Genomic DNA, 24,710 nt, shown 5'->3' on the forward strand with positions numbered 1-24,710 from the left:
TTTAAGTGCATTACATCCATTTGGCTGCAAATTGATAAAATTCAATTTTCATTTCCCTGAAAAGGCTTTCCTCATTCAGAAACTGTTCATTCAAACGGTAATTTTCCGATATCAGTGATTCATCTAAGAAACCTGAATTTGCACTGACCTTGCCTGAAATGGCATGCAGATTGTCGTTGAGTAAACTTCTGATCCCGCTGATCTGTTCCTTATGGATAATAATCAGGTTCTGAAAATGCTCTACCTGAATAGAGACTTCTAGACCTGTATTTGCAGATCCGATTTCTTCAAGGCGTTCCTGGAAAATGTTTAATTCTTCACTATATAATGCAAGTGCCCGTAGTGCATCACTGTGGACATTGGAAATATGCTTAATGCTGATCTGTTTCATGTTGACAATATCGAAACGGATTTGGAATGGAAGAATGATTTGCATCATCAGGATTTATGATTTAAATGTTTTTCTTATACGATAAAAAGTGCAGATCTGATTACCAATCCGTGTATTTCGGTTAATGCGTCATTGAAGACTTGAAATTGTGTGTCTGTTGATACTGAATAGCTTCTTTATTGCTAAGTCTAACCCAGGTAAAAGAATACACCATCGGCAAAGATAATGCTCTTGTGATCATGGGGGCAGGGCAGTCAGGGGTGTTTTCGCATGTGCTCCTTGGGAATGATGTGCGTGCATTTATTCAAGATTCAAGCATTCCGGTGTTGATTCATACCCCAGACGGGGGAGTATAAAAGTAAATGAGAAAGTTATATTCGCAACCGATTTTAATAACAATGACCTTGCTGGCTGCAGCTATCTCTGTTTTCTATTTAACGGGCGGTAATGTATTTGGACTGTTGGAGCAATGGAGCAAAATTCCAAAAGCGGGCTGGATCGCCCTTTTTGAACACCATAGACCGGTATTTGTTTCCATTTTTAAAAAGAACACTTTAAAGGCCGCCATCTCTGAACAAAAAATGCCGCTGTTGATATTCCCGGAAAACTTTCAAAAAGGTGATATTTTCTTTAAGCAGTAAATGACCGGTTAAAAAGTAGTTTTTTTATTGTGGGCCTCGTAAATGGCCTGTGCCAAAAGAAGGCTAATAATCTTCCGTTTTTTATCCTAATTATCATTGCCGGGCATGACAGCGGTCATTACTTTTCATTCTTGCGGAGTCTATCTTTAATCAAAAATATAAGAGGTATGAAAAGAATTGCTGCTGTTTTTGATGGTTTGGACTTTGCAGGATCAACCATGGACTTCGCTATCGGATATTGTAAGAAATCGGACGCGCACCTGGTGGGTATTTTTCCGGAATCTTTTCTTTATCACGAGTATGACTTTGCTGAATTGCTTGGGAAGAACGGCATTTCCGCAGTGAAAATCAGGCATGCAGTTATGAAGGAGAGCGAAAAAAGGGCCAGGTCACGAAAGCTGTTTGCCGATGGATGTAAAAAGGCAAAGATAAGTTATTCCATTAGCCACCCCGAGGGTATTACTATTGACGAGGTGCTAAAGGAAAGTACTTTTGCCGATATGATCCTCATCGCTAAGAGCGAAAGGTTCAGCACCATAGGGACACAGCTGCCTTCAACCTTTACCAGACAATTGCTTTCAGATTCCAGATGTCCCGTACTGCTCCTTGATGATCGCACTGAAAATCCCAGTCGCGTTGTACTTCTCTACGACGGCAAACCCGGATCGGTATATGCCATCAAATTGTTTTTTTCACTTTTCGCCGCAGGGCAGGATACATCTACAGAACTCCTATATGTCACAAGTTCAGATCCGAAGGCGGAAATTCCGGATTTTGAAAAAATAAAAGCCCTGGTAGAATGTCATCGCCCGGGTGCAATTTATACCTGCATATCCGGGCCGGAGAAGCAGTCAGTCATTGATTACGTGCAGGGACTTGGTCCGGGGACGCTGACTGTGGCGGGCGCATATGGCAGGGGAAGTACATCCCGTTGGTTTATACCCAGTATAGCAGATGGCCTGATTGCCCAATGCAAATGTTCGCTGCTGGTTGCGCACAACCGATAAAGGGAGAGGATGCTCCGATGATTCGGAAGATCTGCTACACAATAAGAACCTTTAGAGATGAAAAACTCCGGATACTCATTCTTTTTAATTTTGATTCTTGCCCTATCACCACCCTCTGCCGCCAGAGCGCAGCAGGACAGTAGCAGGCAAAACCCTGGATACATTCACTTAGGGGCCCATTTGGCATTGCCTTTAGGCAATATGATAGGGGAGTATAAACTTCTTTTAGGGGGCGCTATCCAGATTGATTTTCCAGTTAAGCAAAGGGTTGTCTTTTTGACCGTAAATGCAGCCTACCAGGAGCTTATCCGGGAAAACAAAGCATCTTCAACCTTAAAAAATCCAAAGATCCTGCCGCTGAAGGTGGGCTTAAAATTTTTGCCTGTTGAACAGATCTATTTACAGACTGACTTAGGGGCCTCCCTTGTACTTAATAAAACGCTTACCTCTTTTGACAGAACGGCGGTACTGGTCTTCTCTAATGAACTGGGTTACCGTATAGCTATTCCAGGAGGGAATGTTGCAGAAGTAGGGCTGGTATTTCATAGAAACGCTGCCTTTATTGTTGATGGGACTTCACATAGTTTTTTTGGGATAAAGCTGTCATTCGGCCTTGCCTATTAATTTATATCAGGTATTGATCAGATTGCCTTTGGTGGTTATAGGGATATCTTGATCTGAAAATTGCTCAATTAGCTGTTCTCAAAGCGGCCGCTTTTCATGACAAGAACAATTTTATAGAAAATGAGCTGCAGATGCAAACCCAGGTCTTCCGCTCTTCCAGTGAGCCCATGCGAAGTGTGATCAGGGCCGGGCGCTGAAAAAGGGCGGATACGCGCTTTCAATGCTTCCATGCAATTACCCTTTTCCTCCATGTCGGAAATCTCCTCAAAACGTCCCCATGCAATCACACTCTGCCAATTGAAAATGTTTGTGATCTGGTCAACCTGAAAGCATACCACAGGATTTTTGCGCATGATGGAAATCTTTTTCCCCTCTACACTATGGGCAATGATTTTCTCTCCATCGTAATAATAGTTTATCGGGACAATATACGGAACGCCGTCATTACTGCATGCAATCCTGCCGGTAACCTGACTGCTCAAAAGGTTTTCGATCTGCTCGTCGTTTAGTTCTCCTAACATCGTGTTTTGACTTTCTGGGTAAATAACATCTTCTCAATAAGGCTTTCAGTGTACAGCTACAATTATTCATGCTTGGCAAAAACCAATAAAGGCATCCTTGCATAGAATGAATACTGTCCGGCATTGGAGGGAAACAGGAGTTTGTCAAATCCGGAGCGCTCGTGATGGGAGAAAAGCGCAAGAATGGAGCTATGCCCTTTGTTTATGGTCTGATGGATATCTTCTATTACCGACCTTTCTATGTTGCGGTTAACCTGGATGAATGTTATTGGATAACTATATTTTTCTCTCACCCTCAACTCAAGTTCCGCAGGGCTGCTCATCCCTTCAAACGGTAGTTTCATATACAGCATCTGGATTTCTGCACCTAGGGGAGATGCAAAATCAACCAGATCCGGCAGCTCGCGCTCAATATCCTGAAGGTCGGTTGCATAGATGAGGTTTTTTATTTTCCTGTGGCGGTATCTGCTGGGCACTACGATCACCGGGATTTTGGAACTGGCCAATAGTCTGCTGGTGTGGGTGCCGAAAAGTTTTTTTACCGTGCCCGCTCCCCGGGTAGCAATCAGGATATACTCGAACTTCTCTGTCCGTGCATAATCACTTAGGGCGTCAACTACCTCCGCTGAATTAAGTACCACAGATTTGAACCTGAAAGGTTCCAGATCGATGGAACGGCAGATTGCAGAAACAAAGGCGCCGAGTTCTCCGGTGAGCTTATCCATGCTCTTTTTTAAAAACCTGCCGTAAGCCTCCTGCGTCCAGCTAAAAGGTTTGGGGATATGATTTACCTGTACCACACTTAAGGCACAGCCTTTAAGTTTGGCCAACCGCAGTGCCATACGCACAGCTGACTTTGAATTGTCAGATAAATCAGTGGTTACCATAATTTTTTTCATCTTTTTTTTCTGGTTTTTAACGGCAGCTTCTTTCTCCCTTTTAAAGTGCCCCGGATCAACATCAATTTCAGAAGTTTATCCCTATACTTTGATGATTTATATCACTTCCCTCAATGATCCTGATCTGAAGGGATATGCGCAAAAATCATCACATGGCCAATCTTGGTTTTAACTCCAAAGCCTTAAAAGAGATGATATTTTGCAGTATATGCGATAGCGGGTTTTTCATCGGATTATAGAATGGACATCCTTTAGTTGCCCTTGCCGGAAAATCTGCAGGTAGCATCGCGGCCGATGAGCAAACTCATAGCAGATAATGACGGGTATCAATTAAACCCGGTTTCAGGGAGGGTAACTTTATATAAAAAAAGCTATGTCAGTCACAGAAAATTTAAACAAAAAAGAGATAGGCTCTATGGTACAGGATTTTTGGGATCCTGAATTCTTTGATGAGCCTGCTGAGCCAAAGAAGGCCGTAAATGTTATAGAAAGGGATACCAAATTTAAAGTCGAGGTGCTCGCACCAGGGTTTCGAAAAAAAGATTTCTCTGTGAATGTTGAGAACGGGGTACTCAATATCCTTGCCGAACACGAAGCAGGCGATGAGGAAAATTATCTGAGAAGAGAATTCTCACGCTCTTCTTTCTGCGGGGCGTTCAGCCTTCCTGAAAATGTTTCTCCCGAACATATAAGCGCCAAATACAGGGATGGTATTCTCTCTTTGACACTCAGAAAGACCGGCAAACTGTCTTCAGTGAAAAAGCATGTGAAGATTTCCTGAACAGGCAATAATTTTAAGCCGGGGTTACGATAGGATAGTCCCTTGACCCCTGGCTTATGTTTCCCTCATTCGCATCATTAAAGCACATGAGGGAAATCATCGTATAAGTGTACCGGATTTTGGATTTTGGCATCAAAATGTAAAACATGGAAAAGCCGATAGATTCTTTTACCGAACGTAAATCCTTTGAAGAACTGCTGCTGGCAGAAGTCAAGGCCCTAAAAAGTATGGCCAGGCACTTTGTCAGTGAGCAAGATGAAATGGAGGATTTAGTTCAGGATACCCTGCTCAAGGCATTGCGATTCTATAAGAAGTTCTGTATAGGCACAGATATCCGCAAATGGCTGTATACCATCATGAGAAACACCTTTATTAACAGGGTCAACAGAACTTCCAGAGTGATGGAACACCATACGCAGATTGAAATAGCTTCCAGAAACAGCTGTTCGGTAAGCACTGTCTTCTCGAAATTTATCTCCGATGACCTCCATCGGGTGATCAACAGTCTTCCTTATCCGCTCAGACAGGCGATAACCATGTACAATGCAGGCTATAAATACCGTGAGATTTCCCTGGCAACTACCCAGCCCATCGGAACAGTAAAGACCAGGGTCAGAACTGCACGTCTGATCCTTGAAAAGAAATTTTCCTTCACTGCCCTTTGAATTTGTAGACCCACGGATTTTGGTTACCTATCCTTCCATCCCGCTAATGAATATCATCGGCTTTACTGAGCAGGGTTCTTGAAGGCTTAGCGTATAATCGCTCTCTTTGGATATTCAAATTAAACAGTACACTTTATTTTAAAAGTTATGAAAACAGACAATCAGATTCAAAAAGATGTTCTCGATGAGCTCAAATGGGAACCTTTATTAAATGCAGCCGAAATTGGTGTTTCCGTGAAAGACGGCATCGTCACATTATCGGGGGAGGTAGATAGCTATTCCAAAAAGCTTGCTGCTGAGCATGCAGCAAAAAGGATTTCTGGTGTGAAGGCAATAGCCGAAGATATTCAGGTCGGTTTGGCTCCGATTTATCGTAAAACAGATGCTGAGATCGCCTCAGCAGTGGTAAATGCACTAAAATGGCATACTGCAGTGCAACAGGAAAAAATCAAGATCAAAGTGGAAGACGGTGTGGTGCGACTGGAGGGACAAGTGGACTGGGAGTTTCAGAAAAACAGTGCCCGTACGGCTATTGAACATTTACTGGGCGTAAAATCAGTAATCAATCTGATCACTTTGAAACCCAGGGTTACCTCCTCGGAGATCAGTCGTCAGATTTCTTCTGCCTTTACCAGAAATGCCATTTTGGATGCGGCAAACCTTAAGATTTCCATTCAGGGTGATAAAGTGGTACTCACCGGTACTGTAAACTCCTTTGCCGAAAAAGACCAGGCAGAACATGCCGCATGGTCTGCCCCCGGGGTAATGCGCGTGGAGAGCCACTTAAAAGTGGTGGAGCCGGAATTTGCCTTCTGACTTCGTGCCGCTTATTCCGGTAACTCAGAGCGGATGACAGGTAAGTTTTCCGCTATCAACAATTTTTATCCCTGCTGGCAATCAGCCGGCGGGTTTTAACAAAAAAATAAAACATATCGTCATGACAACATTAACAAAATCAACACTATATCCAGTTGTACAATCTTTAATGGATGAATTTTTGAATCCACATATGTTTACCGGGGCTTTGGGCGCAGGGTGGAGCGTTCCGGCAGTCAATATCAGCAACACCAAAACAGGTTTCCGTTTGGAGCTGGCAGCACCCGGATTTGATAAAAAGGATTTCAAGATCGAAACCCAGGGTGAGTTGTTGATGATCAGCGCGGAAAAAGAATCGGAAAAGGTAAAAGATGAAGATAACTATACACGCAAAGAATTCTCTATGTCCTCCTTCAAGAGAACATTTAATCTGCCCGCAGATATACTGCTGGAAGAGGTAAAGGCCAGTTACAAGGATGGCCTGTTGGTACTTGAACTCACGTCAGGTGGTAAAAAGCTTCAGGATAAAAGGCAGATAGCCATTGAATGATGGTTATAATACAGCTATGATTTCCAGATACCCAAAATAAACAATCAGCGCAGCTTCCGGTCTTCCGGTAGCTGCTTATTCCGGGAATTGTCTGTTAGCTTTGTAAAGATTTTTTTTCACTGCGAATAAATAACGGGCAAATAGGCAAAAGAGGTGTTTAAGGTATCTTTATTGCTGCATCATGCCTGGCTAAAGATCAGTTGTGCATATGTCTTAGTTTATCGATCTGTTCAATATGGATGACACTATCGGTAATGCTAATGAGTCGTTCATCCTTGAACTCACCAAGCATTCTGATCATCGACTCCTTGGCCACACCTGCGATAGCAGCCAGATTCTCCCTTGTCAGGTCAATTTCGAAGGTTTGCTGCTGTTGAGGATTGTATTTTTCGTAAAGGGTGATGAGTGTATCTGCAACCTTTTTGCGCAGGGAGTTATATGCAGTGGCCAGTAGATGTTCCTCACGTTCAATCAGGTTTTTTGCAAGAACGGAAATGAATTTTTTCATCACCTGGGGGTTACTGCCCATCAGTTGCTCAAACTCCGCACGGGGAATCACCGCAAGCTCGGTATCTTCTAAAGCCTCGGCAGATTCGCGGTAATTCCTCCCTTCAAGCAAAGGCAGATAGCCAAAAAAATCGCCTTGGTTGTAAAGCCCTATGATAAGCTCCTTCCCATCCTGGTTCCGTTTGTAGGTCTTGACCTTTCCTTTGGTCAGATAAAATAACTTGGAAGGAAGGTTTCCTTCAGTATAAATAATCTGTTTTTTCTTGTACTGGTTCTGGCTGCGGTTTTCTTTGAGCAGATCAAGATGGTCTTTCCCGCCGTTAAGGGTGAGAAGTCTGTCCATGCCGTTTATCCCTGTGGCCATCTCTTCCCTTAGAGACGCCGCCCTACGCAACCGCCCGTCTATGGCATTGATTACATCGGTTCCGTCGAAAGGCTTTATGATATAATCATCTGCACCCATTTCCATGCCTTTTCTCACCTCAATACGTTCAGACTTTGCTGTAAGGAAAATAAAAGGGATGTTCGCAGTTGCCTGGTTTTTTTGAAGCATGAGCAGTACGCCATAGCCATCCAGAATGGGCATCATGATATCGCAAAGTATTAGATCGGGTCTTCGCTGAAGCGCGATTTCTACACCCTGCTTTCCGTTTTCAGCCTGGTCGACTTTATAGTTGGCCAGCTCAAGGATCTCTGAAAGGTTCTCCCTGATGTCCTGATTATCCTCGATAACTAAAATCCTCTTCATAATTCGGTCTGTTTTGTTTTTACAAATTCTATAGTAAATTCCGTTCCCGATCCCAGTTCACTTTTACAGGAAATTTTTCCGCCCATTAAATCAACATATCTTGAGACAATATGCAGTCCCAGGCCCGTCCCCTGGATATTGTTGGCATTGCTTCCGCGAAAAAACCTTTCAAAGAGATGATGCATATCCCGCTCAGGGATGCCCAATCCCTTGTCACTAATTTTAATGGTTATCTGGTTTTGGTCAACTGAACTGCATATATCAATGTAGCTGTCTTCAGGGGAGAACTTGATGGCATTGGAAAGAAGATTGATGATGATGTGCTTGAGCATGACCTGATCTAAATACACACGAGTCTCTCCCTGATGAGAAAACCGGATGAGATGGCCTTTCTTTTTCAGGGTCTCAATTTCAGTAATCACGGTTTTAATATAATCAGCTAGCTCAAAACTACTGTAATGCGGTTCTGCCTTGTTTTCCTCAATTTTCTCTAGGGATAGAAAGTCGTTTAATATATCCGTCAAAGACTGTACCGTGGAGGCTATGCGGTTAACGTGGCTTTCCCGCTTTTGCTGCTGATTTTCAGTGGTATATTTTGATATCAGATAGGCAGAAGAGAGTATAGTACTCAAAGGGGTCCGGAATTCATGGGAGGCCATTGAGACAAACCTGGACTTGAACTCACTCATCTCCCTTTCCTTTTTCAGGCTCTGGAGAATTTCTTCTTCAGCTTCTTTCCGCTTGGAAATGTTCATCGCAATGCCTAGATAACCCTCGATATCCCCGGTTGCGGCATGCATCGCTGTAATGGTAAGTGAGGCCGGAAAACGGCTTCCATCTTTTCTAAGGTATTCAATTTCACGTTCATTGGCCAATCCCAGGTCAGTTTTTATTTTTAGTGCCTCAAAGTCGGCAGCAACTGTTAACTTAAGTGATTTTGTAAGTTCGTCCGCACTTTGCTGAAGTGTTTGGACAGAATGAAAGACTGAGGGACTAAGTTTATCGATGATTTCTTCGGCAACATATCCCAGCTCCCTCTCGGCAGCCGGATTGAACATTTTTATCATTCCAGCTGAATCGGTAACATATAGGATTACCTCTGCGTGGCCCCAGATACTCCTCAAAAAAGTGTTTGCCCTGTTGAGCTCCACATCCTTCAGCTCGGTTTCGGTGATCAGCTCTGCTAACTGCTTTACCGTGCTTGTCAGTGAGCGCGTCCTGCTTAACACTTTGGCCTCCAGCTGTTCGTTTAAGAGTTTAAGTTCCAGCTCCGCTTTTTTTCTTGCTGAGATATCACTTATAAACCCGATGACAAATTTTCCCTGATCTGTCTGGTAGCTGCTCAGGCTAACCTCGACGGGAAATTCCGTTCCATCTTTTCTAAGTCCGAAAAGATCAAGCCCCTGTCCCATAGGCCGTGACCTGGGCTGCTTGATATAGCCCTCAACATGATGTTGGTGCCTGTCTGTAAACCTGGTCGGAATAAGATCTTCAATCGCCTTGCCGCTAAGCTCCTGCGGACCATAGCCGAACTGTTTTTCTAAAAATGGATTGGTAATCACGATACGCCCGCTGTCATTGGCAACAATAATACCCATAGAGGCATTGTCAAATAAGGGGTCGAAACCAATTCCCGTAGTTTTGTTCATCTTTTGGTTGAAAGACATATTAGCCTACTTCATAAATATACAAAAATTAATCACCGGGATTCCTGTGAGGTGTAAATCGTCCGCTCATACACAGTTTTTATTCAACTGATGATATGCAGATAGCTACTGATAGCTAAAATTGTTTCTTTTTTTTACACTTATTAATGACCGGGATCATTCGGGCCAATGATGATCGTCATATTGTTTTAAAAGATGTGATTTAAGCGGACCATCACCAGCGCTTATGTTTTTTTTCGGGATGTACGGAGCCAAGGTTTTATAGGCTGCGAAATTGCCAATGCAGGATCAAGCCAGCAGGTTTAAAACTGTTTCTATGCTCCTGCGCCTGTACGCGGCCGCCATGCCGGTTTCCAATGTTCAGGCAAGACCAGGATGGCCCCACGGTGCTTTTTAATAATTGCATAGCAGTGAGAGGAATGAAAAATCTCATGGAGCACCCCATGGGTCCTGTTCACAAGAAGTAAAAGATTATCTTTAGATGGAGGAAACATACGGTCGATTTCACGGGTGATCGAAGGAGATTTTAAAAGATGAAAGGGGATATCGCTGAATTTACCTTTCCGCAACGCGCGCTGAAAAGATGCTATACGTTCTTCTTCATTAAAATCAGCAATTAACCCTGGACTGCCCATTACGTAGCTGAGCGACAGGCTAGCTTTAAATCTTTTGCGGACCTTATCAATGGATTCAAGCAGAACGATGTCCTTTTCATTGAGGTTGGAAGCGAAGTTTATCCTGCATCTGTCCGGAAGGAATTCACTGGATGATAATATAAGCAGCGGACAATCGCTGTTTCGCATGGCAATGTGGATATGGTTTGCAAAAAGAAAATTATTTTTATGCCTTTTGTGCCTACCCATCACAGCAAGGATGATTTTTTCGCCCTGCTGGATGTCGTACAGTATCTCAGATATCGGGGCAATGGTGTTTATCGTGTGGATTCTGGTTTGCCTTTGTCTGGTTTTTATTAGCTTTAAAAGTCTTTCCTTTTCTTTTTCAAGCGAAACTGCAGCATACTCCTCAATTTCCTTATAGTCCATTTTTAAAGGTTCAGCGAGAATAATCTGGGGCAGGTGATAGCTGTGCAGCAGCAGTAGCTCAGCCCCAAAATGTTCGGCAATGTTTAGCGCAGTTTGAGCAGCATTTTTCGCAGCCCTGGAAAAATCGGTCATGACCAATATTGTTTTCATCTGGCTAAACTATGCGAAAGGCTTTAGTTTTTGGATGACCACGGTCAGCTCCGGTAATAATCCTGCCCATGGCTTCTGTTGTTTTATTTCCAGTATCATCGGTACCGCTGATTTCCCTCACCTGCTCCCAAATTTGGTTTTATCAGATTTATATCTTCAAAATAGAATAGTTGTTATGTATAAAATATTGATTGCCACAGATTTTTCCAAGGCAGCAGCTTCTGCGGCAGATTATGCGCTACGGATGGCATGCTCATGCGGAATGAACCTTTCCATAGTCCACATCTACTCGGTTGGCTTAGCAATGGTAGCAGAGGGGACCATGGTTTCCCAGGACAGCTTATATGACCTTGCCGAAAAGGATTCATTGGAGAGATTGTCTTCACTGGAGGCAAAACTTAACCAGGATGCAGACCAGTTGTGCAATGATGGCTTTAAGCCGCTCATTGAGGTTTTCTCAACAATTGGTGTTCCTGCGGCCGGGATAAAATCCTTTTTCAACCGCAAGGATATGGGTATGATTGTCATGGGAATCAAGCCTGAGGAAAGATATTTGGGAACTTTGCCCGGAAGTACGATCCGTAAGCTGATCAAATGGACCAGTGTGCCCGTGCTGCTTGTTCCCGCGGACTTTCCTCCTGTACCGATCCGGCAGATTGTTTTCGCTACTGACTTTGGGGATAGTGAGGTCACAGCACTTGATTTTTTAGCTCAAATCGCGTCTGCTTATCATTCAGATCTAGTTATTTTTCATAACAGGGTATCTGTTGAGAGGGGACGACAGTTCCTGCAGAAAGAGAAAAAATTTCTCGACAAGGTAGCCCGGGAAATTGACTACCCAAAGGTTTTTTACAGGTACAAACAAAAGGATAGCCTTGAGGAGGCATTAGCGATATTGGATAAAAACGCTGAAGCAGATATGCTGGCAATGGTACACAAAAAGCACAGTATGATAGAAGAACTCTTCGGGGGAGATAAAACCTTAAGAATGATTTCCAGGACCCGGGTGCCCTTGATTATCTTTCCCCTGGGCTTCGCTACCAGCCCCGGTCCCGCCAGCTCAGGCGAAAGGCAATTGCATAATTAAACTTTCCGGAGAATTTTAGTCAATTACCGGCAAATGCCTTCCTGCCGGGCTGATCGGCTTTGAGGTATAAGCAACGAAGGCGTTTTTTATGGGGCAGCTATTGAATGAATTTGATATCCGTTCATTCTACAGTACCAGATTTTTTCTTTATCAAGCAAGATTTCAAGATAATAAATAGATCAATCATACAGGGGCATTTGTTGAATGGAATGATCATCGTGATCCTTTATAGATCACGGAAACGCCAGAGTTCCACGCAAAGACCTTTCAGATCAACCGAGGCACAGGCGATGCAGGAGTCTGCAGCTCCGTAATAAATGTAGAGCCTTCCGGAAAATACCGCCGCGCCGGAAGGAAAACAGACATCATTGACCTCGCCATTACATTCCCAGTTCTTTTCAGGATAAAACAGCGGATAAGGCAGACGGGAGATTTCCCGCTCGGGATTGTCCAGCTCGAGTAGTGCAGCGCAGGCGCTGTACCGGTAGCCATCGGGTGTATCACATACGCCATGATAGATCACCAGCCACCCCCATTCGGTTTCGATCGGCGGGCATCCGCCACCAATGTAGCTTACCTCGTGAGCGAACCTGGGACGTAGCAGGATATGTGTCTGAAAGTGTTTCAGGTGATCTTCCCAAAAAGGCTTGTCAAAATCCGAAAGATTGACCCCACTGGCCAGTTGTATGTCCGGTTTTATCCTGTGCATGAGATATATTTTACCATTAATCCTTCTTGGAAAGAAAACCAGGTCTTTATCCCAGACCAGTAGAGGCCTGCTGCCCTTGGACAAGGTTTTGTCGTGAGCATACCTGGCATATTTTGGATTCAATGCGCCTGATTGTTCCGCAAGCATTCTAAAAGCCGGAAAAACAATTTTTGGGACAATAATGCCGTAACGCACAAAAGTCTCCAGATCTGAAGATACCGCAACTGCACCAAGTGCATTCATTCCGTCAAAAGCGGTATAGCTTAGAAGATATGTGCCGTCTATTTTTACCAGCCTGGGATCTTCAATTCCCGCGCTTTCTTCTTCTCCTAAAGGAGTTATAAGTGGTGCTTTGTCTCTTTGGGTGACTTTGAGCGGGCCTTTCAACATACATTTGCCAATCGTTGAAATCCCGGATGCATTAACGGCCCGGTATAGCATCACCATGTTCTCTCCTTCCTGGAGAACTGCAGGGTTAAGTACTGCCCTGGATTCAAAGGGCTTGTCTGTAGGGTAGAGTAGGATGCCTTCCTTTCTGATCTTGATCATCGTTTTTTTAGATATGGGAATTTCTAGAGGCTATAACCATATTCATAAAGATATTCCCTCAGGGATGTCCTTTCAATGAGCATAGTTAGGGTAGAGACTGATCCAAATCACTTCTAATGGCTCGGTCAGCTTTTTTTTAAATTTCCCCGTCTTCCTAAAAGTAATCCGTGTGTTAGTGGGATACAAGTGATCGGGGGCCTTGTTTAGGTTTTTCTTGCCTGGATGTCTTTAATCATCCTTTTAACTAATTAAGATCATCTCCCGGTATTCCCCTTAGGTATTAACTTTGGGAAAGCCCTGCATGATGGTAAATAAAGCGATGGAAAATAAATGGACCATGACAGATGAGCTTAAATGCGGTTTTTAGTAAAAAAAACAATAAGAAATGAAAAAAATCCTTGTTCCGACCGACTTTTCGGCCCCCGCTGAAAATGCGGCAAAATATGCCATTTCCATGGCGAAGGTGTTAGATGCACGGGTAACTATCGTCAATGCTTTTGTCCTTCCCGTACCTGTTTCTGTAAGCGGTCTTTGGCCGGTTATGGATACTGCGGACCTTGAGGGGAGTATTGGCGGTGAACTCGATCTCATGGTGAAAAAACTACTCGATGATTCCTGCTCGGATGAACCGGCCAGTTGTCCTATGGTAGACTACCGTTGCGCTGAAGGCCCGGTACTTGCTGTGATAGGACAGATTTCCGGACAGATTGATACTGACCTGGTCGTAATGGGGCTGTCCGGAGCGGGCGGGCTTGTAAATTTTATCTTGGGCAGTAACAGCATGGCGATTATAGAAAAAGGTGATCGTCCAGTACTTCTTATCCCTTTCGGTGCCCGATACCACGGGATAAAGAAAATAGTCTATGCCGGGTCACTCACGCCGCAAGATATAAAGCCATTGGAATACCTTTGTAAACTTGCATCATGGTTTAAAGCTGAACTCTGCGTGCTGCACATCATTGAGATGAGAAAGGATCTGGGCACCGGTATGCAGGCAATCTGTGAGGATTTTATCGGCCAGATGAGAATACTTACAGGCTACAATAAAATCCGTTATGAACCGGTCTGGAACAGCGATATCGATCAGGGGCTAGAATGGATAGCGGAACAGGAAGATATTGACATTGTCTCGATGCTCCACAGGAAGCATAACATACTCGATAAAATATTCAGCGGAAGCAGAACCAAACGTTTTGCCAGGTATACCACCACACCCTTATTGGTATTTCCTCCAGACTATATTGAAAAAAAAGCGTGATAAAATTACGCCCAACCTTAAAAATACAAACCATGAAGATAAAATATCCTTACCTGCTCATCCTCTCTCTTCCGGTTTTGATGATGTGCCGCAATAGCCCGGAAAATAAAAATATCGAAAAACTCGTACAATCACCGCCCAGCTGGGACTGTTTTATGGCAGTGGATGGCAAAGATTCAGCTTTTTTAAAAATCAGTACCTCAGGAAAAAATGTGGTAAGCGGGCACCTTTGGATTCTCTATTCCAACCACAAAAAAAATGAGGGTAGAGTTACCGGTAGCTACCAGGGGGATACGCTTTTTGTTACCTACAGGTTTCGCTCGGACGAACCTGCAGATGCCGTTTTTACCAATCCGCTGGCACTGTTGAAGAAAGGGGATTCACTGATCCTGGGAACGGGTAAAATCATGAAAAACCTCGGGCGCGTTTATCTGGACAAAAAACAGGGCATAGATTTTAAGCGCGGCAAGTTCCGCTTTTATAGTGTCAGCTGCAATGAAAATTTAGGTAACCTTTCCCAAAGGTGATCTGATTTGAATGCCCTGTGTGTTTTTTAGATTCGTATGATCCTTTTGACTCTTTTGTATCAGGTCAGACAGGGATTACAAAAATGCCGGACTTTTTCCTCTCCCTGGAGCTTAAAATATTCTTTGAAACCCCGATAGGGATTTTTCATGATAAAAGCGGCAGGCAGTTGTTGATTTCTACAACTGCCTGCCGCTTTTTTATAAATGCTATTCACCCCAGACCCAACCGGCGATTTCGGGCATATCTTTTCCGTATCTCTGCACGTAATGTTTGTGTTCCAGGAGCTTATCCTGGAGCTGCTGTTTGAGATAATCACCTTTGCTTCCCAGGTTTCCCAACCTGTCAATTGCCTCGATGACCAGGTGGAAGCGGTCAATCTTGTTCTGTACCCTGAGATCAAAGGGGGTGGTTATGGTTCCTTCTTCAATGTATCCCCTAACGTGAAGGTTCCTGTTTGCCCTTTTGTAGCTCAGGCGGTGCACCAGCCACGGATAACCATGAAAGTTGAATATGATATGTTTATCTAAGGTAAATATCGAATCATAGTCAGCATCGCTAAGTCCGTGCGGATGCTCAAGCTCAGACTGCATTTTCATCAGATCAACTACATTTACCACACGGACCTTCAGTTCCGGAAAATGCTTTCTAAGAATGGAAACTGCTGCGAGCAGCTCCAGTGTTACCGTATCCCCGCAGCTTGCCATCACGATATCGGGACCTGATTGCTGGTCATTGCTGGCCCACTGCCATATGCCAATGCCTTGTGCACAATGTATTTCCGCCTCCCTTATCCCCAGCCACTGGGGCAGGGGGTGCTTGCCCGCAACAACGACATTTACGTAGTTTTTGCTGCCAAGGCAATGGTGCATCACACTCAGCAGGCAGTTTGCATCAGGAGGAAGATACAGTCTGACCACGTCTGCTTTCTTACTGGCCACATGGTCCAAAAAACCGGGGTCCTGGTGGGTAAAGCCGTTGTGGTCCTGCTGCCAGACATGTGAGGCCAGCAGGTAATTTAGTGAGGCGATATCCCTTCGCCAGGGAAGTTCCCGGGCTACCTTCAGCCATTTGGCGTGCTGGCTGAACATCGAATCCACAATCCTAATGAAGGCTTCATAGCTGTTGAACATGCCGTGTCTGCCCGTAAGCAAATATCCTTCAAGCCATCCCTGGCACTGGTGCTCACTGAGCTGGGCATCCAGAACGCGGCCGGAAGGGGACAGAAATTCATCCTCCTCCATCGACAGCGCGTCCCACTGGCGGTCGCTGACCTCGAAGACCGCACCTAACAGATTTGATAGGGTCTCATCGGGGCCGAATATCCTGAAATTCTTTTCATTAAGTTTGATAAGGGCGGATAAATAGTTGCCCAATGTTACAGTTCCCTGTCCCTGGACGCTGCCCGGGGAAGAGACTTGCAATGCAAACTCCCTAAAATCCGGTAACCTGATTTCCCTGAGCAGCAGCCCTCCGTTGGCATGGGGATTGGCGCCCATTCGTTTATCGCCTTTTGGACAGAGTTCTGCCAGTTCCGAAATAAGCTTTCCGTTTTGATCAAAAAGTTCCTCTGCACGGTAGCTTTTCATCCACTGTTCTAAAAGTTCCACATTGCCGGCATGTGCCTGGTCAATGGGTATGGGGACCTGATGGGAGCGAAAGGTTCCTTCATTTTTTTTTCCCCCTACTGATTTTGGTCCTGTCCATCCTTTTGGCGAGCGAAGGATGATCATCGGCCACAAAGGCCTTTTATGATCTCCTTTCTCTCTGGCATTTTTCTGAAATGTCCTGATCTCGTTGATGGCCTGTTCCATAGCCAATGCCATTTTGCGGTGCATGTCCGCAGCTTCGTATCCTTCAACAAAATAGGGCTTCCATCCACAGCCGCGAAAGAACTGTTCGAGCTCTTCATGCGGAATGCGTGCGAGCAGGGTGGGATTGCTGATCTTATAACCGTTTAAATGCAGAATGGGCAATACCGCCCCGTCACTTTTTGCATTAAGAAACTTATTGGAATGCCAGGCTGTAGCCAGGGGTCCGGTCTCCGCTTCTCCATCCCCGACAACACATGTGGCGATCAGGTCCGGATTATCAAAAACCGCCCCGAAAGCGTGGCTCAGCGAATAGCCAAGCTCTCCACCCTCGTGTATCGATCCTGGCGTACTGGGCGCAACATGGCTGGAGACGCCTCCGGGAAAGGAAAATTGGGTAAAGAGCTTTTTCATTCCCTGCTCATCCTCGCTGATGTCGGGATAGACTTCACTATAGCTTCCCTCCAGGTAGGTATTGGCAACAAGTGCAGGTCCGCCATGTCCGGGACCGGATATGTAGATCATGTTTAGATTGAGTTTCTTGATCACCCGATTTAGATGCACGTAGATAAAGTTCTGGCCGGGGGAGGTTCCCCAGTGTCCCACCACCATCGGTTTTACGTGAGACAACTTCAGGGGTTCTTTGAGTAGCGGATTATCATAAAGATAGATTTGTCCCACAGAGAGGTAATTCGCTGCACGCCAGTACGCATCCATTTTCTCCAAGAGTTCATCGCTTAGCACAAAAGTGCTTTGGCTGGTCTGTATTTCCATTTTGTTTTTATTTTTTATAGTGTGGTTTTCGATCCGGTAATATCTTATCTGCTCTGGTCCTTATTTAAATAGTCTATTCTTTTTTTTAGGCTGAGTGCCGGGCGTATCAAATAACTTGATTTTTTCCCCCTCCCTGCTAATACGGGCCTCAAAGCCCAGTGTAACCCTTATCTTAACCCTCAAGGATTCCTGGGCTCCGGGTTCGCCGTGGACCAGAAAGACCTGGGTTTCTTTTTTTGATGATGATTTCAGCCATTCAATAAGTTCATGCTGATCGGCATGTGCGGAAAGGTTGTTCAGCGAAACCGTCCTTGCTCTTACCGGAAAATATTGGCCGTCTATGCGTATCTCATGGGTTTTTTCCAGCAGTGCCCGCCCGCGGGTACCCTCAGCCTGAAAGCCCGAAAGGATAAGGCAGTTACGCTTATCTCCGGCATAATGTTTTAGGTATTCCAGGATCCTGCCGCCCGAGAGCATGCCGCTGCCAGCAATGATTATCTTGCTTTTTTTGTTTTTGATGATGCCGATCGTGTTTTCATGTTTCTCATTGATGATGAGACCTTTCATCATCATCCTGCACTCATTTTCACTTAAGGTACTCCACTGCGGATAACGCAATAAGATATCGGATGCTGCTGCAGCCATAGGACTGTCCAGGTAAACCGGGAGGGACTGCGGAATTTTGCCTGCCTGTTTGAGCAAATATAAAATCCTGATGATTTCCTGCGCCCTGCCGACTGCAAAGCAAGGCATCATCACATTGCCGCCCATTTCAAGGGTGCTGTTGATGGCATCCTCCAGTTCGCTTTCAGCTGATTGCGTTCCATGGAGCCTGTCCCCATAAGTGGATTCCATAATAACCGCGTCCGCGGGCGCTCCGTGCTGGGGAGCATCCAGAAAACCCGAGTGTGTGCGTCCAATATCGCCTGAAAAAAGCACTTTCTTATCTGATACGGTAAATTCTATGGAGCATGCCCCGGGAATATGGCCCGATAGCTGGTACTCCATATTCACCTGTCCTGCAATATTGATCTCTACCCCAGGCTCAACAGTTACAAACTGGTGTAGGCAGCGTTCGACATCGGTGAGCGTGTATAGCGGTTTTGCAGGATGGTGTTTTGAATAGCCGTGACGGTTAGCCTTCCATGCATCTTCTTCCTGGATTTTTGCACTATCTCTTAAAATAAGTTCAGCAAGCTCCCGGGTGGGAGCGGTCATGTAAATCTTCCCGCTGTATCCTGCCCCCACCAGTCTTGGGATATAACCGCAATGATCCAGATGGGCGTGGGTAAGGCATAAGGCTCCAATGCGTTCGATATCAAAACCCGGCGCTTCCCAGTTTTTTATCCTTAGCGACTTGATCCCCTGGAAAAGTCCGCAATCAATGAGAATGTCCACCTCAGGGGTATAAAGGATATGTTTCGACCCGGTCACGGTCTGTGCCGCACCGAAGGATGCAAGGTAGACAGCGGTACTGTTATCAGTTGAACCGTCCCGCTTGGATTTGAATGTATGTTGCATTGGCTTAATATGAGTATACTCCTAAAGTTAGTAATGCCGGTCTTTCGCTCAGCTGATTGGGATCATTGGTATCAATGATTAGCGTCAGCTGAAGTCTTCAGTTCTCTCCATAACCTTTTTTTGATAGATCAACAATCATCATCACCCATGACCTGGCTCATTTTAGCTTTACGTATTTTTAGTGAATTTGGTGATCAAAAGAATAGGGGTTTTCATATTGTTTATTGAAATCCGCTGCAGACCTTGATTTAGCTTAGTGTTAAGCAAATAGAATTCCTGAAGTAATGATAAAGTATATTGGAAAAATTAGGACGATGGAAATGAAAACAAATATGGGACTATTAGATAGGGCGGTAAGGACGCTGCTGGCAATTGCAATATTGCCGGCATACATTTTTGGTATTATTAATGCAAGTGCCGAGTTGGCGCTGATCAGTATTGCAGGTATGCTGTTGTGGACCGGAATCTTCGGGTTTTGCCCCTTGTACATGGCCCTTGACATCCGGACCAATAGGCACAGGTAGACAATTTTCGGTCGATGTTACTTGCATTTAAATCGTAGGCAATTAAATGATTCTGATCGGGGCACTGCAAAAATATACACCGCTTGTTCTAAAAATTTTCTCTCTACACTTATCTCCATAATTTCAGGCAGTTCAGCGGATAACCTGTACCATGTTTAATAGAATTGACCACCTTTCATTTAACCAAAAATATGAACAGTAAATCCGAGATTGAATTTCTGGAAGGTCCGCATTCCAGAATAAAGGAATTTATCTTTGTCATCAGGACAATGGTCGATCTGGTGAGAGGGTTTAGGGGACTTCATTTTGTTGGTCCCTGTATTACCTTCTTTGGTTCGGCACGTTTTTCCCAGGATCATCCGTACTACCAATTTGCCAGAGAGGCAGCCTCTGTTTTTGCAAAGCTTGGTTTTACCATCATGACTGGAGGTGGACCGGGGCTGATGGAGGCCGCAAACCGGGGCGCAAAAGACGTAGCTGGGCGCTCGGTGGGTTGCAATATCTCTCTTTCAAGGGAACAGAAACCCAATGTTTACCTGGATAGGTGGGTCAACATGAATCATTTCTTTACCCGTAAAGTGCTTCTTGTAAAGTACTCCTTTGCTTTTGTTGTCCTTCCCGGCGGATATGGGACACTTGATGAGTGCTTCGAGGCCCTTACCTTAATCCAGACCCGCAAAATCCATGATTTCCCGGTAATCATATTCGGAAAAGAGTTTCACAAAAACCTATTTGGCCATATTGCTCAAATGCGTGAGAATGGGACAATAAGTGAAGCCGACCTCAGTCTTTTTCTAATCACCGACGATATTTCACAGGCCGAGGAGTTCATCAAGCTGCACAGCATCAAAAAATTCGGCTTGCAAAAAGTAAAAAAACTCCGTCCCTTTAGCTGGCTGTTTGAGCGGCAGTGACCCTGAGTGTCGATAATCAGTGCCCGTAATGATCCCGATCATTATTTATAACGCGGATTCTTGGGAGCTTTACCAGATAAGACAGTTCATTATGAAAACTCAGAACTTTTATTTCCTGGAAAATATGTTAAGGAGAAAAATTATCTCCTGTGCACTTTTATGCGGCTTTTCAGCTTCAGTGGTTGCATCCGTGCCATCGGTAAGGAATACCAATCACTCAAAAGCTGAAATAGCCCTGGCTGATTCCACTTATGTTAAAACTGCACTTTCTCAAATATCGCCCCAGCTGAACTATCCAAAACTGGTTGGGCAGTTCTACAAAAACCAGAGATTCTCAATTATATGGGTCAAACCGGATACGGTGAAGTCGGAGATTTACAAATCGATGCTTCTGATGGACTGTGTACTCCAGTTTGGATTGAACAGAGATGATTTTCATCCCGGTAAACTGACCTATGATCTTTTAAAGCCATTGGTGCAGGTACGCTCAAATCCACAGGAGAAGGGGAATTTTGATGTTTATTTAACCGATGCGCTCATTACCCTGGTCATCCACCTGCACTATGGCAAGTTTAATCCCGTGTACACCTCGGAGGTCCTGGAAGGGGGAAAGCAGAGTGGCTTTGATCCGGTGGCACATTTAACCGCTGCCCTTCATGCAAGGGACTTCATGGAAACGGTAGTCTCGGCGCAGCCAAAAATGCAGATGTACAGGCTCCTGCAGGATTATCTCCATCTGGTGAAAGGACAGTATATCGAGGATTGCTACGAATTTCCTGAAGGTGATGCCAGGAAAATGGCGATCAACATGGAAAGGATGCGCTGGATAAATTCCGGCGAGGATTATTATATCCATATTAATATCCCATCATATTCACTTAAACTTCTGCGGGGGGATAGCATCATACTTTTCAAGACCGTAGTAGGAAAACCTTCCACCCCAACACCGGAGCTTGAAAGCCAGGTTAACTACATGACCACGGCACCTGAATGGAAAGTTCCCCAGAAGATTTTTGCAAACGAACTGTTGCCTAAAGCGTTAAAGGATTCCAGTTACCTGAACAACAACCACTATGGGATTTATGATCTAAAAGGTAATTATATTGTCATTACCCGGAAAAAACTGCAGGAGATATCCGCACACCCCGGTCTTTACCTTGCAAGGCAGTCACCGGGATGTGATAACGCACTGGGAAAAATTGTCTTTAGATTTCCAAACCGTTTTGATATTTACCTGCACGATACACCGGAACAAAAACTTTTCAAAAAAGAGTCAAGATCTTTCAGTCACGGCTGTGTCCGGGTAGAAAATGCAGACCGGCTGGCCAAGTTACTTCTGGAGTATGATGGACCGGCCGGTAGGATTCCGAAAATGAACGAATCACTGGAGAAAATGCAAAGAAGAAATTTCGCTTTAACTCATCCGGTACCTATAAAGATCACTTATTTTACCTGTGAGATCGATGATGGCCTATTTAGGTCTTACCCTGATATTTATAAAAGGGACGCCGCCCTGGAACAAATGATGTTTCCCTCAAAGGTTCAGCTTGCGGGAACCAAAAAATAGCGCAGGCGGATCCAGAAGAGATGTGATCGGTGAGGCTGACGCAGAAAAAATGGACCTTGTTGTTTGGGTATGACCACGGTGCCGAGTGTCAATAGGATAATCGGCGGGAGTATGGTAAGATCAGCGATAGAAATTTGTGAACTTCCGCTGCTTATCCGCGGATTGTCCAAATACCGGGGTTTTAAAACTCTCCTGGCCTCAGATCTTCATGCGGGGGACATTGCCTATATTGCTGTACGGCAGAAATGAACCGGCCTTGATGCTGATATGCTGTTCTTGCATAGTAAAGCTCCCAGAGAACCCGACCCGCAACATGACTGGGAAATCAATGGCGCTTTAAGCCAGCGCTCGGCGGCCTGCAAATTGCAGCGGGAAACATCAGTTTTGAATTCTTATTATGCGTGGACAGCGGATTATTCAGTGACTATGCCGTTAAGGGTGCCTTAAATTTCTCACTCCACCGGGATTTAAATCTCCAGGCCCATCTTTTCGGGAATGATGAGTACCGGACGATGTGTTTTATAAAGTATCTCGTCTATTTCTGTGCAGAACAGGTAGTCATTGTCCCTGGCAGGACGTCCCCCCATGACGATCATAACGATATCTTCTTTTTCAAGTATTCCGCAAACGTTGTCCGACAAACTGCCCTCACCCGAACAGCTTTTGATCACGGGCTGGAAAATGCCCCCTTGATTTATTTTTAATAGCTCCAGCAGCCTTTCCTTTTCACTTTCAAAATACCTGTCGATCTCTGATAGGTATTTAGTGTTCTCCATCTGGGCATTTGACTGCTCATTGCCCGTTATGGGGTAGGCGTGCAAAAGCATCAGGTTCAGCCCAAGTTTCGCAGCCAGTTTTAGTGCTGCATCTGTAGCGTTTTTATCCCTGTTGCTGAATTCTGTAAGCATTAGGATCATTTTTGTGGATGCTTTTTTCCTGGTGTTCATGATTTTCCGTTTTATATATTAAATATGGCTAAAAACAATGTGGCAAATGCTGACTGGTATCATCCTGCTGATTGATCAGAATCATAGCTGGTTCGGGGAAGATGCATTAATTTCGTATACGGTTCAGGATTTATGCAGAAAACCCCGGTAAATTCATTATGACCAGTTAAAGCTTTATTTACGATAATTATTTTGACTGTCTTTCTGGATTTTTTTCAATAGTCAATTTTGGCAAAAACTTAGTATATACCCTAGCTCCCATATGCATATTTCTTAGGCGCCAGGGGCTTAAAGTTTATAATATATGAAAAACGAACATTCAGCAAGGGGCATAATGCCAATTCTTCCGATGATGTTGATTTCAGGGATATTGATGGTGATGATAGGTATTTATATACTCATAAGTCCCTCGGAGGCATACTTTTCATTAAGCCTGATATTGGCCACGGGCTTAGGTTTATCTGGTTTTTTTCATTTATATCTGGCATTTATATTTCGCAGAAGGGTTTCCGGTTGGTTATGGCTGCTGAGCGGGGCAATCATAGATATTGCATTAGCAGTTTACCTGTTTTATTTCCCTATGCTGACCATGATCCTCTTACCAGTATTGATTGGGATCTGGATGTTATCGAATGGTTTTATGGAGATCGGAAGGTCCCTGAATACCACAACCTATTCAGGACGGCATTGGTTTGTTTTCCTATTGCCTGGCCTTATCATCCTCGTTTTCTCTTTTTTAATCCTTGATAATCCGCTTATGGGCATGATCAACATTGTCTCCTGGATGGCCCTTTTATTCATTAGCTCGGGTCTGTTGAGAATCTTTTTTTCGTTTAAGTTATTCAACGCTGCAAATGCACTTCGCTAATTTTTTAAATCTGAAGTAACGTGTAGACTTTAAATTAAGCTAAAACAACTTGTGTCAATAATCACCGCTTTTGTGTAACTGATCTGGTGGGTTGAGCTTTTGACATCAAAATCATCTATGACAATGACTTAGGTCATCCTTTCCTTTTTAGCCAAGCGATAAATTTGAAATGACATACCTTTTGTTATGGTTTAAGGCAGCTAAATCAAACTTCGATAATTATGGCCAAAAATTACGGGGCTCTGCTGGAACGGAGTGTACGCAGGAGCGGTTTTGGGATATCTGAACTGGCGCGCAGGTTAAATGTATCCCGGCCAACGGTATATCAATGGTTCAGGGAAGAAAATCTTGATGCCTTGACCATCCTAAAGATTGAAAATACCATTGGCGTAAATTCTGTTATGGCTTTAGAGGAAATATACGGGTTTTCAGTGCGATCTATTGAACCCGAATTAGATATATGTACTTCACTGGTCGCAGAAGATAAGGAAGTCAGATACTGGGTAGAGCGCTACATCGGATTATTGGAAAAATACAACGGAGTGTTAATGCGTAAAAAAATACAAAATAAATGTGCCAGGGTTTGGTGAATATCCCCTGTGACGCCTGTTTTTTCAAAGTCATCATGCTTAGTCTGGCTTTACTT

At 44.4% G+C, this 24,710-nt stretch carries 25 protein-coding genes; 15 read left to right on the forward strand and 10 right to left on the reverse strand.

Features of this window, described 5'->3' with window-relative positions; all coding sequences use genetic code 11:
- Window positions 1–10: 10 nt before the first annotated feature.
- On the reverse strand, window positions 11–439 hold the full coding sequence (locus tag AC04QZ_RS00535; RefSeq protein ID WP_478356118.1) for a hypothetical protein: 429 nt from the start codon (window positions 437–439) through the stop codon (window positions 11–13).
- A gap of 314 nt (window positions 440–753) precedes the next feature.
- Between AC04QZ_RS00535 and AC04QZ_RS00540 the strand changes: the two genes are divergently transcribed.
- The 3 genes from AC04QZ_RS00540 (at window position 754) to AC04QZ_RS00550 (ending at window position 2,663) form a co-directional block, all read left to right on the forward strand.
- Window positions 754–1,032, forward strand: a complete 279-nt coding sequence (locus AC04QZ_RS00540) for a hypothetical protein (RefSeq protein ID WP_478356119.1) — start codon at window positions 754–756, stop codon at window positions 1,030–1,032.
- Window positions 1,033–1,199: 167 nt separating this feature from the next.
- Window positions 1,200–2,039 (forward strand): universal stress protein, encoded by an 840-nt coding sequence (locus tag AC04QZ_RS00545; protein ID WP_478356120.1) that lies wholly within the window; start codon window positions 1,200–1,202, stop codon window positions 2,037–2,039.
- 57 nt (window positions 2,040–2,096) lie between these two features.
- Window positions 2,097–2,663, forward strand: a complete 567-nt coding sequence (locus tag AC04QZ_RS00550; protein WP_478356121.1) for a hypothetical protein — start codon at window positions 2,097–2,099, stop codon at window positions 2,661–2,663.
- A 68-nt stretch (window positions 2,664–2,731) separates the two neighbouring features.
- Here the strand turns inward: AC04QZ_RS00550 and AC04QZ_RS00555 are convergent, their stop codons facing one another.
- Both AC04QZ_RS00555 and AC04QZ_RS00560 read right to left on the reverse strand, forming a co-directional pair.
- Window positions 2,732–3,184 carry a pyridoxamine 5'-phosphate oxidase family protein gene (locus AC04QZ_RS00555; RefSeq protein WP_478356122.1) on the reverse strand — a complete coding sequence of 151 codons (453 nt, stop codon included), beginning with the start codon at window positions 3,182–3,184 and terminating at the stop codon, window positions 2,732–2,734.
- A gap of 62 nt (window positions 3,185–3,246) precedes the next feature.
- Window positions 3,247–4,083, reverse strand: a complete 837-nt coding sequence (locus AC04QZ_RS00560; RefSeq protein WP_478356123.1) for a universal stress protein — start codon at window positions 4,081–4,083, stop codon at window positions 3,247–3,249.
- A 373-nt stretch (window positions 4,084–4,456) separates the two neighbouring features.
- Between AC04QZ_RS00560 and AC04QZ_RS00565 the strand changes: the two genes are divergently transcribed.
- The 4 genes from AC04QZ_RS00565 to AC04QZ_RS00580 all read left to right on the forward strand — a co-directional run bounded on the left by AC04QZ_RS00565 (window position 4,457) and on the right by AC04QZ_RS00580 (window position 6,895).
- Window positions 4,457–4,864 (forward strand): Hsp20/alpha crystallin family protein, encoded by a 408-nt coding sequence (locus AC04QZ_RS00565; RefSeq protein WP_478356124.1) that lies wholly within the window; start codon window positions 4,457–4,459, stop codon window positions 4,862–4,864.
- Window positions 4,865–5,010: 146 nt separating this feature from the next.
- Entirely contained in the window at window positions 5,011–5,529 is a 519-nt protein-coding gene (locus AC04QZ_RS00570; protein WP_478356125.1) for a sigma-70 family RNA polymerase sigma factor, read from the forward strand.
- Between the two features lie 147 nt (window positions 5,530–5,676).
- Window positions 5,677–6,345: a BON domain-containing protein gene (locus AC04QZ_RS00575; protein ID WP_478356126.1), complete on the forward strand. Its 669-nt coding sequence runs from the start codon at window positions 5,677–5,679 to the stop codon at window positions 6,343–6,345.
- 121 nt (window positions 6,346–6,466) lie between these two features.
- On the forward strand, window positions 6,467–6,895 hold the full coding sequence (locus AC04QZ_RS00580; protein WP_478356127.1) for an Hsp20/alpha crystallin family protein: 429 nt from the start codon (window positions 6,467–6,469) through the stop codon (window positions 6,893–6,895).
- Between the two features lie 196 nt (window positions 6,896–7,091).
- Here AC04QZ_RS00580 and AC04QZ_RS00585 read toward each other — a convergent pair whose 3' ends face one another.
- The 3 genes from AC04QZ_RS00585 to AC04QZ_RS00595 all read right to left on the reverse strand — a co-directional run bounded on the left by AC04QZ_RS00585 (window position 7,092) and on the right by AC04QZ_RS00595 (window position 11,010).
- Entirely contained in the window at window positions 7,092–8,150 is a 1,059-nt protein-coding gene (locus tag AC04QZ_RS00585) for a response regulator (RefSeq protein ID WP_478356128.1), read from the reverse strand.
- A complete protein-coding gene (locus AC04QZ_RS00590; RefSeq protein WP_478356129.1) occupies window positions 8,147–9,799 on the reverse strand; it encodes a sensor histidine kinase in 1,653 nt (550 codons plus the stop codon). Before AC04QZ_RS00590 ends, AC04QZ_RS00585 begins: the two co-directional genes overlap by 4 nt.
- 332 nt (window positions 9,800–10,131) lie before the next feature.
- Entirely contained in the window at window positions 10,132–11,010 is an 879-nt protein-coding gene (locus tag AC04QZ_RS00595) for a universal stress protein (protein WP_478356130.1), read from the reverse strand.
- Between AC04QZ_RS00595 and AC04QZ_RS00600 the strand changes: the two genes are divergently transcribed.
- Window positions 10,991–12,097, forward strand: coding sequence for a universal stress protein (locus tag AC04QZ_RS00600; RefSeq protein WP_478356131.1), 1,107 nt, complete (start codon window positions 10,991–10,993; stop codon window positions 12,095–12,097). The genes AC04QZ_RS00595 and AC04QZ_RS00600 overlap by 20 nt on opposite strands.
- A gap of 226 nt (window positions 12,098–12,323) precedes the next feature.
- On the opposite strand, the gene AC04QZ_RS00605 is transcribed toward AC04QZ_RS00600, so the two are convergent.
- Entirely contained in the window at window positions 12,324–13,355 is a 1,032-nt protein-coding gene (locus tag AC04QZ_RS00605) for a glycoside hydrolase family 130 protein (RefSeq protein ID WP_478356132.1), read from the reverse strand.
- Window positions 13,356–13,740: 385 nt separating this feature from the next.
- Between AC04QZ_RS00605 and AC04QZ_RS00610 the strand changes: the two genes are divergently transcribed.
- Together AC04QZ_RS00610 and AC04QZ_RS00615 are read left to right on the forward strand one after the other, a co-directional pair.
- Window positions 13,741–14,613: a universal stress protein gene (locus AC04QZ_RS00610; RefSeq protein ID WP_478356133.1), complete on the forward strand. Its 873-nt coding sequence runs from the start codon at window positions 13,741–13,743 to the stop codon at window positions 14,611–14,613.
- Window positions 14,614–14,645: 32 nt separating this feature from the next.
- Window positions 14,646–15,140, forward strand: coding sequence for a hypothetical protein (locus AC04QZ_RS00615; protein WP_478356134.1), 495 nt, complete (start codon window positions 14,646–14,648; stop codon window positions 15,138–15,140).
- A gap of 207 nt (window positions 15,141–15,347) precedes the next feature.
- Here the strand turns inward: AC04QZ_RS00615 and AC04QZ_RS00620 are convergent, their stop codons facing one another.
- Together AC04QZ_RS00620 and AC04QZ_RS00625 are read right to left on the reverse strand one after the other, a co-directional pair.
- Entirely contained in the window at window positions 15,348–17,723 is a 2,376-nt protein-coding gene (locus AC04QZ_RS00620; RefSeq protein WP_478356135.1) for a phosphoketolase family protein, read from the reverse strand.
- Window positions 17,724–17,783: 60 nt separating this feature from the next.
- The gene (locus AC04QZ_RS00625) at window positions 17,784–19,244 is read right to left on the reverse strand and encodes an MBL fold metallo-hydrolase RNA specificity domain-containing protein (protein WP_478356136.1); all 1,461 of its coding nucleotides are present in this window, start codon (window positions 19,242–19,244) and stop codon (window positions 17,784–17,786) included.
- A gap of 284 nt (window positions 19,245–19,528) precedes the next feature.
- Here AC04QZ_RS00625 and AC04QZ_RS00630 point away from each other — a divergent pair, with 284 nt between their 5' ends.
- The 3 genes from AC04QZ_RS00630 (at window position 19,529) to AC04QZ_RS00640 (ending at window position 22,249) form a co-directional block, all read left to right on the forward strand.
- On the forward strand, window positions 19,529–19,768 hold the full coding sequence (locus tag AC04QZ_RS00630) for a YgaP family membrane protein (RefSeq protein ID WP_478356137.1): 240 nt from the start codon (window positions 19,529–19,531) through the stop codon (window positions 19,766–19,768).
- 191 nt (window positions 19,769–19,959) lie between these two features.
- Window positions 19,960–20,682, forward strand: a complete 723-nt coding sequence (locus AC04QZ_RS00635) for an LOG family protein (RefSeq protein ID WP_478356138.1) — start codon at window positions 19,960–19,962, stop codon at window positions 20,680–20,682.
- Between the two features lie 91 nt (window positions 20,683–20,773).
- Window positions 20,774–22,249 (forward strand): L,D-transpeptidase family protein, encoded by a 1,476-nt coding sequence (locus tag AC04QZ_RS00640; RefSeq protein ID WP_478356139.1) that lies wholly within the window; start codon window positions 20,774–20,776, stop codon window positions 22,247–22,249.
- 467 nt (window positions 22,250–22,716) lie between these two features.
- On the opposite strand, the gene AC04QZ_RS00645 is transcribed toward AC04QZ_RS00640, so the two are convergent.
- Window positions 22,717–23,196 (reverse strand): universal stress protein, encoded by a 480-nt coding sequence (locus AC04QZ_RS00645; protein ID WP_478356140.1) that lies wholly within the window; start codon window positions 23,194–23,196, stop codon window positions 22,717–22,719.
- Window positions 23,197–23,500: 304 nt separating this feature from the next.
- On the opposite strand from AC04QZ_RS00645, the gene AC04QZ_RS00650 reads away from it, so the two are divergent.
- Window positions 23,501–24,064, forward strand: a complete 564-nt coding sequence (locus tag AC04QZ_RS00650; protein WP_478356141.1) for an HdeD family acid-resistance protein — start codon at window positions 23,501–23,503, stop codon at window positions 24,062–24,064.
- 221 nt (window positions 24,065–24,285) lie between these two features.
- Window positions 24,286–24,654, forward strand: a complete 369-nt coding sequence (locus AC04QZ_RS00655) for a helix-turn-helix domain-containing protein (RefSeq protein ID WP_478356142.1) — start codon at window positions 24,286–24,288, stop codon at window positions 24,652–24,654.
- Window positions 24,655–24,710: the final 56 nt, after the last annotated feature.

The sequence above is a fragment of the Pedobacter folensis genome (assembly GCF_056490665.1).